1 protein-coding gene is annotated in these 1,296 nt (G+C 53.9%); it reads right to left on the bottom strand.

What is annotated here, in order from left to right; translation table 11 throughout:
• Positions 1 to 1,192: glycoside hydrolase family 3 N-terminal domain-containing protein (locus tag AB4043_RS25885; protein ID WP_442308572.1), on the bottom strand; the 1,192-nt coding region annotated here is incomplete at its 3' end.
• Positions 1,193 to 1,296: the final 104 nt, after the last annotated feature.

Raw genomic sequence — 1,296 nt, 5'->3', positions numbered from 1 at the left:
GCTTCGCAAGGCTTATTGCCTTTTCCATTTCGCCGCTGTTCACCTGCTCCACGAATCCAACGCCCTGCCCAAAATCGACGCTAACGGAGTCCCCAAGTAACTGCTTCAGTCCCGCGACAACACTCGTTTTATGTGATGGAGTTCCGTAGTAATTTCCTGTCTCGTATTCCTCTCCACCTGCAGGCCCGATCACGGCAATCTTGTGCACCACTTCACGATGAAGCGGCAGAAAGTTTTGCCGGTTGCTCAACAGGGTGAGTGACTCCGCGGCCAGCTTTTGCGCGAGTTCAAGATGTTCCGGTGCACGAACCACATCCATCGAAATCCTGGCATATGCACTCGTCTCGGGTGGATCAAATGCACCAAGGCGGAAGCCTACGCGTAAGACGTTCCGTACTGCTGCATCCAATTCTTTTTCGGTGAGAAGCCCGCGTTTGACAGCGATCGGGAGGTTCTTTTCAAACTCCGCATCATCCGAATCATTGCCGGCTTTGATCGCTTCGGCAGCCGCAGCCACGGGATCCTCAGACCATCGTTGACCAGGCTCTGAGCCGTTCCGATTGTTCCCCCCATCCGTAAGAAGATGAACCGCTCCGAGATCATCCGTGACGAAGCCGTCGAAGCCCCATTTCTTTCGCAGAATCTCCGTCAAAAGATAATGATTAACCGCGTCCGGCGTCCCGTTGATTGCGTTATAGCTGGACATCACTGACTGCGCATGGCCCTCCATGATTGCGGCTCTCCAGTGAGGTAGCCAATACTCAAAGAGGTTGCGTTCATCCACTGCTGCTGAAAGGTGTTGCCGACCGGTTTCAACGTTGTTGACTGCGAAATGCTTTACCGTTGCCGCTAACTTAAGGTGATTGATGTCGTCGCCCTGCAAGCCACGAATATAGGCAACCGCAAAATGGCTCGTCAGCAGTGGATCTTCGCTGAATACTTCCTGGATGCGTCCCCATCGTGGGTCACGGGAGATGTTGATTACCGGTGAGCGAAAGACAAGTCCATGTTTGGAGCGCGGCCCGTCAGCATGGGCGTTATAGAGAGCGCGCGCTTCATCACTCATCTTTTCCGCCACAGTGTGAATCAGCGCGGGATCCCAGGTCGCGCCCATAGCAATCGGAGCGGGAAAAAGTGTTGTCGGCTGCTTAGACCACACCCCGTGAAGCGTCTGATTCCATCCGCCCCACATAGGAATTCCTAGTCGCGGAATTCCCTGGTTGAGATGGTTTAGCTGCTGAGCCTTTTCCTCAAGCGTCAACTGCCCGATTAGATTCGTGATGCGTTCTTCAATCG

This window comes from Terriglobus sp. YAF25 (genome assembly GCF_052113305.1).
Classification (GTDB): Bacteria; Acidobacteriota; Terriglobia; order Terriglobales; family Acidobacteriaceae; genus Terriglobus.
This window is presented reverse-complemented; position numbering and strand designations above follow the sequence as displayed.